The sequence below is a fragment of the Acinetobacter sp. CIP 101934 genome (genome assembly GCF_000369585.1).
In the GTDB taxonomy this organism is placed as follows: Bacteria; Pseudomonadota; Gammaproteobacteria; order Pseudomonadales; family Moraxellaceae; genus Acinetobacter; species Acinetobacter schindleri.
This window is the reverse complement of record NZ_KB850090.1, coordinates 1-1171: the sequence shown is the minus strand read 5'-3', so window position 1 is coordinate 1171 and position 1171 is coordinate 1. Positions and strand designations below refer to the sequence as shown.

Sequence of the window (1171 nt, the reverse complement as noted above, 5' to 3'; positions counted from 1 at the left end):
GCCACTGAAGACGGTGATATTTTCGGCCATGAATTTATGGGAATTGTAGAAGAAGTCGGCCCACAAGTAACCGAAGTCAAAAAAGGTGATCGGGTAATTATTCCCTTTGTGATTGCATGCGGTCACTGTTTTTTCTGTGAACATGAACTAATGGCTGCCTGTGAAAATACCAATACCGGCCGTGGTGCAATTCTCAATAAAAAACAGATTCCACCAGGGGCAGCTTTATTTGGCTTTAGCCATCTGTATGGTGGTATACCGGGTGGTCAAGCTGAATATGTGCGGATCCCCAAGGGCAATGTCGGACCATTTAAAGTGCCAGGCTCCCTGCCTGATGAAAAAGTATTATTCCTGACCGATATTCTACCAACCGCCTGGCAAGCAGTGAACAATGCCCAAGTTGGTCGAGGTTCCAGTGTGGCGATTTATGGTGCTGGCCCAGTCGGTCTGCTGGCTGCTGCCTGTGCGCGGATGCTCGGTGCCGAGCAGATTTTTATGGTCGATCACCATCCTTATCGTCTGCGTTTCGCACATCAAACCTATGGAGTGATTCCGGTCAATTTTGATGAAGTCGATGCCGCTGAATTTATCATTCAAAATACCACGGGTTATCGTGGAGTCGATGCCGTCATTGATGCGGTCGGTTTTGAAGCTAAAGGCAGCATGCTGGAAACCGTAATGACCAACCTGAAATTAGAAGGTTCGAGTGGTTCAGCGTTAAGACAATGTATTGCAGCGGTCCGCCGCGGCGGTGTGGTGAGTGTACCTGGAGTTTATGCCGGTCCAATTCATGGCTTCCTGTTTGGTGATGCCTTTGACAAAGGTTTAACCTTTAAAATGGGACAAACCCATGTGCATAACTACTTGCCGCAGTTGCTAGAACATATTGAAAATGGAGATCTGTCTCCAGATCTGATTATTACCCATCGCATGAAACTGGAAGATGCTGCGGAAGGTTACCGTATTTTTGATAAAAAAGAAGAAGACTGTCGTAAAGTGATTCTGACGCCATAAATATGATTAAAGGAAAGCGCCATCAGGCGCTTTTTTATTTTTTATCATCATTTTATCAATCCTCTTTTTCTTGTTTTTAAGGGCTTTGTTGCACAAAGATTTGAAATGCAAAGCGCCCCTAATTGAGCCAAATTTAAGGCGTAACTTGGGTAAGTGG

Annotated in this window: 1 protein-coding gene; it reads left to right on the top strand. The window is 45.3% G+C overall.

Going from position 1 to position 1171, the window contains the following annotated elements; all coding sequences use genetic code 11:
* Positions 1–1014 (top strand): zinc-dependent alcohol dehydrogenase (locus F899_RS00005; RefSeq protein WP_005220089.1); only part of this gene is annotated, 1014 nt, incomplete at its 5' end.
* Positions 1015–1171 lie beyond the last annotated feature (157 nt).